Source organism: Synechococcus sp. R6-10 (assembly GCF_047461815.1).
In the GTDB taxonomy this organism is placed as follows: Bacteria; Cyanobacteriota; Cyanobacteriia; order Thermostichales; family Thermostichaceae; genus Thermostichus.
The window spans coordinates 1-5,363 of the sequence record NZ_JANSHW010000103.1 but is presented as its reverse complement, the minus strand read 5'-3'; the positions used below and the strand labels follow the sequence as shown (position 1 = coordinate 5,363).

The 5,363-nt window shown below is 55.2% G+C and carries 5 protein-coding genes and 1 riboswitch; all 5 genes read left to right on the top strand.

Features of this window, described 5'->3' with window-relative positions; translation table 11 throughout:
• Positions 1-70: 70 nt before the first annotated feature.
• The 5 genes from NW837_RS03510 (at position 71) to NW837_RS03490 (ending at position 5,145) form a co-directional block, all read left to right on the top strand.
• Complete coding sequence (locus tag NW837_RS03510) at positions 71-595, top strand: hypothetical protein (RefSeq protein ID WP_414329297.1); 525 nt, start codon at positions 71-73, stop codon at positions 593-595.
• 329 nt (positions 596-924) lie between these two features.
• A riboswitch (cobalamin riboswitch) is annotated at positions 925-1,077 on the top strand.
• Between the two features lie 41 nt (positions 1,078-1,118).
• Complete coding sequence (locus tag NW837_RS03505; RefSeq protein ID WP_414329296.1) at positions 1,119-3,089, top strand: TonB-dependent receptor plug domain-containing protein; 1,971 nt, start codon at positions 1,119-1,121, stop codon at positions 3,087-3,089.
• A gap of 101 nt (positions 3,090-3,190) precedes the next feature.
• The gene (locus NW837_RS03500) at positions 3,191-3,619 is read left to right on the top strand and encodes a DUF1636 domain-containing protein (RefSeq protein ID WP_414329295.1); all 429 of its coding nucleotides are present in this window, start codon (positions 3,191-3,193) and stop codon (positions 3,617-3,619) included.
• Positions 3,620-3,630: 11 nt separating this feature from the next.
• Positions 3,631-4,500, top strand: coding sequence for a (2Fe-2S) ferredoxin domain-containing protein (locus tag NW837_RS03495; RefSeq protein ID WP_414329294.1), 870 nt, complete (start codon positions 3,631-3,633; stop codon positions 4,498-4,500).
• A 234-nt stretch (positions 4,501-4,734) separates the two neighbouring features.
• Entirely contained in the window at positions 4,735-5,145 is a 411-nt protein-coding gene (locus NW837_RS03490) for a hypothetical protein (RefSeq protein ID WP_414329293.1), read from the top strand.
• Positions 5,146-5,363 lie beyond the last annotated feature (218 nt).

The following is a 5,363-nucleotide window of genomic DNA, read 5'->3' as shown; positions in this document are numbered from 1 at the left end:
GGAACTAGGGTGAAGCGGAACCGGCAGTCCTGCACCGTCGGATCCCTTGGTGTGTGTGAGGTTAAGCCCTATGGTTAGCCAGCCTTTGAACGCAGGTCTTGATCGTCCCAAAAGCCCTCGTCGCCACAGACAGCCTTCTGCTCTGAGCCGACCCCTCTCCGGTACAGTTCAGGCCAGCCGCACCCAACCTTTGAATTTGAAGTTGAAATCAGCCCATCCTCGCAGCCAGCATCTTGCTTGGGCAGAACACCTAGCCTGGTGGAAGCAAATCTCCACAGGGATGGCTATCCTCTCCGGCGTTTCAGTGTTGAGCCTTTACAGTTGGACTGTGCATACCCAAAGCCGGTGGAGCCAGCGTTACCAGGTGTGGCAGCAGATGCAGCGCAACGAACGACAGTTTCTGCTGACTCAAGAATCCATTGCCAATTCTCTCCGGGAAATCGCCGACCGCTCCGAAATGGTGCCGCTGGTACCGGATCGGATGATCGAGGTGCCAATTGCCTCTCCCAGCCAAGTTAAACCGGATCCAGCCCACCAGGCAACGGCTTTGCCAGAAATCGAAAAAGCCCCTCTTTTCTATCCGGTTGGGTACTAATTCATACGGATCCCGCCCATGACGGCTAGGCCAGCGTCCCCATCTTGCTTTCCCAAAAGCTGTGGGTCTTGTGAAGTCTCAGCGTATCTCTGTTCTCTAAAAGGCTAAGGGATCCCTGGGCCTCGCGATCTGGAGTAGCAGCGGGCTATCCTTCAACTGCTTACAAAGCAGTGAAGAAATCTGGCCTAAATGGGATGTGGCCCATCCGAAGCCCTGGGATTGCCGTTGGGATCCCGTTCACCCCTGGGGATGACATCCCCCCTGGCAGGATAGGAACTCCAGAGCAGGGGATGTATGATGCCTAGCACGGCTTTTTCGGAGCAATCGCAGAGAAAGCTGTACCGACAGGTTGTCCTGGGGATCAGCCAGGGCATGTAAAGGGGAAAGTCCGGTGCAAATCCGGCGCTGTGCCGCAACTGTGATGGGCTTGGGCTAGACCTATGCCCTCAGTCAGGATGCCCGCCTGCGGTTCTGGCTCGTCTTTCTTCCGCGTCGCACGGAATCAGGAGCTTCAAGAAAGAAAATGAATCCCATTCTAGGTCTCAGCCTGGCGCTGGGGGGTCTTGTTTTGGGGATCCCAGCGTGGGCGCAGCCGGCGGCCTCTTCACCTTCAGCTCAAGAGGTGTTGGAAACCGGTGTTAGCGCCGAGATTTTAAATCAACCCGTCACCACACCTTTTCGCCGTCCTGGTTTGCTGCGGGATTCTTCCCGCCCGGTTTACGTCATTACCCGCCAGCAAATTCGAGAGCAAGGGGCAAGAACGGTTCAGGAGGCCCTGCGCTACCTGCCCGGGATCCTCAGCGACGGCACGGCAGGAACCCAGTTGGGAGCCCTTAGCTCCCAGTTTATGCGGGGAGGACGAACGGCCCAGGTTTTGGTGCTCTTGGATGGCCGCCCCATTAACGACCTGGGCTTTTTTGGCGGGTTCGATCTGTCTCAGATCACTACAGATGTGGTCGAGCGTATTGAGATCTCTCCAGGTGGGGGCTCCACCTTATACGGCTCCGATGCCGTTGGCGGGGTCATGAACATCGTAACCCTGGAGCCAAAGCCGGGATCCGAGACCGTGCTGGAAGCGGCTATCGGCAGCTACGGCCTCAATGAGCAAGGGATCCAAAACCGCGGCCAGGTGCAGGATCTGGGCTGGGTGGTCAGCTATCGCCGTCTGCAGAGCAACAACGACTTTCCCTTTGAAATTAGGCGTTTGGGCAAAGCCGGCAGGCGGGAAAACTCGGCAGTGGAGTACCACAACCTACAAGCCAAACTCACCTGGCAACTGGCAGAAGGCCAGGTCCTAACCGGAAATGCCCTTTATCTCAATAAAGCGTTTCAGGTGCCCGGCAGCACCGAGTTTCCCTCCCCCGATGCAGGGCAAAACACCAACGACCTGCTGTTAGATCTCAGTTGGCTGTGGGATCAAGAGAGGGGATCCCTGCAAGCTAGGGTATTTTTTGACGACCTCAACTATCGCTTCAGCGCCCCACAAAGCCAGGGATCCCGGGATGAGATCCTGCGAACGGGGTGGGGATCCCAACTGCAATACACCTGGAAGGCTGCTGAAAACCTGGAGCTTACTCTAGGAGCAGACTACCGATCCATTTCAGCTCGCAACACCACCTTCTCCTTTGCCAGGGGATCCACCAATGTCAACTACGACAATACCGTGAACCAAGGGGCCCTCTTTGCCCGCCTGGATTACAAGCCACAGCCCAACTTTTATCTCAACTTAGGTGTTCGCCAAGATTCGAGCAATCTGGTCAACGGTTCGGCCACCTCTCCCGCCGCAGGGATCCGCTGGGTTTTGGCAGAAAGCACCACCCTGAGGGCCAATTATGCCGGCAGCTTTCGCACTCCCTTGATCTCAAACCTGTTCTTTCGGCTGCGCGGCTTTTTTGAAGTCGACGGCAACCCCAATTTGCGACCGGAGCGGGGAGAGAGTTTTGACATTGGCCTGGATCAGGCTCTGGGAGATTTTGGCCTACTGCGCTTGACCTTTGCCCATAACCGCATCCGCGATGGCATTACCTTTGTCAGCACTGGCCCGAGCAGGGGAACCTACGAAAACATTGAGCTCGTGGAATACACGGGCTTGGAAGCAGCCCTGGATTTGCGATTGGGGGAAAACTGGACTCTTTTTGCCAACTACACCCTGAACGATCCCATCATCCGCTCGGCGCTGGATCCCAAAGCGGTTGGCAAACAGCTAGCCTTCGTGGGAGCAGACAGCTTCAACCTGGGCCTGAGCTACCGCGATGCAGAGGATCGGTATGCCTCAGTTTTCCTGCATCACATTGGCACTTTCTTTACCAACAACGCCAATACCCAATCTCTGCCCGGCTACACCAACCTGGCTCTGCGGGGAGGGATCCCGGTTGCAGAAAATCTCGCTCTAGAAGTGGGGGTTGATAACCTGCTGGATGAGCAATATGAGGTTTTCCCCGGCTACCCCGGAGTGGGTCGCACCGTTCGGCTCAATCTGAGAGGCCAATTTTAAAGGCTTAGCCATTTCGCTCACTGCTTGACCACTCGCTTAGATATTGAGATCATTTCCCCTTCTTCATCGCGCCCTTTACAGTCAAGTCTGGATTGCAAGTTATGCCGGTATCAAGCAGCTCTGTGTCTCAATCAACTTCCCAGTTGCCAGTTCAAGCTGGCAGCGCTGCTCAGCAACCCAGCGGTCATTATCTCTGGGTTTGCATCACCTGCGGATCTCGGTGGGTTAACGGCCAAAAAGAAGGGACTAGCAAGGGAGAAATGCTGCTGTCTGCCCTGCAATCCCAAACCCTCCACCCCCAACTAACTCTAAAACCAGTTGCCTGTATGAGCGCCTGCAGCCATGCTTGCGTTGTTGCGTTGGCAGCACCTCAAAAGATGACCTATGTTTTTGGAGATCTGGATCCAAAAGATGTGGAGCTGATTCTGCAGACAGCAGAGCTCTACCTCACCAAGCCAGATGGGATCCTACCCTGGGCCGAGCGCCCTCTGAAAAAAGAGGTGATTACTCGTATTCCACCACTACCTTGAGGAGCTCTCTCATGGCCGCTTTCACGCCCTGGATAACCCCTCTCCATCAAACTTGGCAGGAAGTTTCTTTAACGGGTTGGACAACCCTTTATGAAGGGATCCCTGCCCATATTGACTGCTTGGGGCCGTTGCTCTACGAGCTGTTTCAAGAGCACTGGGCCGAGATCCAGGTGGGCCATGTGGCGGAAGGCGGGGTGCTGGAGCTGGCTTTCAAGAAACCTCCAGCTTTGTGCGTGCTCTACGATGGCTATCTAACCGTTGCCACCGAAACTTGGCACCTGCATTTGTGCCTGGAGGAGCACCAAGGCGGCCCCCATCGCAAGACCCCACCCGAGCTGCGCCGCAAAAGATTGGTTAGCCGTGCTGCCCTCTACCGGCGTCTCAATCCCCAAGGCCAGCCCCGCATGTGGGGAATCCAATTCTGGAATGGAGCAGAAGAACCTTTGCTGCAGATTTTCCTGCCCAGTCCCTTTTTGGGGCCAGAGGAAGACTACCTGCCGGAAGGCAAAGCAGATTACCAAAAGCTTTCTCTTTACGAGCGCATCTGCGCCATCTATGTGCAGGGGAAAGAGCGGATCCCCTATGAGGATAACCCTCTTAAACGTCCCTACCTTGCTGTTTGTCGTTCCAGCCGTTGTTATCCTTCCCGCAACTACCAACCGGTTGTGGAAGCTCTGGAATCGGCTCTTCGAGAAGCCAACCTAGACGTACAGGTTATCACCTCAGGCTGCTTGGAAGTTTGCCAACAGGGGCCGGTGGTTTTTTACTCCGGAGATTGCACCTGGTACAAGCGGGTTACTCCCCAAGTAGCTCGACAAATTGTTTTTGAGCATTTGCTTAATGGCTGTCCTCTGAAAGACCACCTTTTTCCAGGAGATTAAAGCATGATTGGCCTGCAATCGAGTGCTCAACCTATCCCCAGATCTTGCCGCTTAATCCCAGCCCCACTTTGGATACAAGCTGCTCAAGATTTGGCCCAAGGCTGGTTCTGGCCCAGCTTGTTTACCACCGTCGGCTGTCTCAGCAATATTGCTTATACATGTACCCTTCCTTTTGTAACTGTTGGTATTGTTGCGGGCACAACTTTAACCCGCCAAAGGGCAGCCATTAGTGCTTTGATGATTTGGCTGGCCAACCAAATCTTTGGCTACACCTGGCACAACTATCCCCGCACTCCCGATTCGTTTGCCTGGGGGTTGGTGCTGGGGATCGGCACGGTGGGGATTGCTCTTGCTGGCGGTTACCGACCTCTGTTTTCTCAGTCCAAGCCGCTTCGGCCAAGGCAACTGCTGCTGAACTATCTCTGGATCCCGGCCATGCTCATCTTGGGGTTTCTGGCTTTTGAAGGGCTGATTTTGGCAGCCGGCCTGGTTTTGGGGGGAACGGAGGGCTTGACCCTGCCCATCCTGGGCAAAATCTGGCTGCACAACTGGCTGTGGACAGGACTTTGGATCGGGATCCACACCCTGCTGGTGTGGGACAGAGGACGTCGCCGGGTGTGGCTTGGAGAGGAGAAACTGCGGTGAGCTGCTCCCGTACAGGCCCTTCCCATCCCGTCAGCGGTGCGGAGCACTTTTGCAGTGATCTAGAGCATCCCCAAGAGGGATCCAGGCCAAAATAGGGGCGACCTATGTGGGAGGGGATCCCTTTGCAGCTCAGTCGCGTTAACAGTGAGCATGACTCTAGTCAATGATACGCTGGACTATACTGAAAATAATGTACAGTATGTTCAGTATGGCTGCTT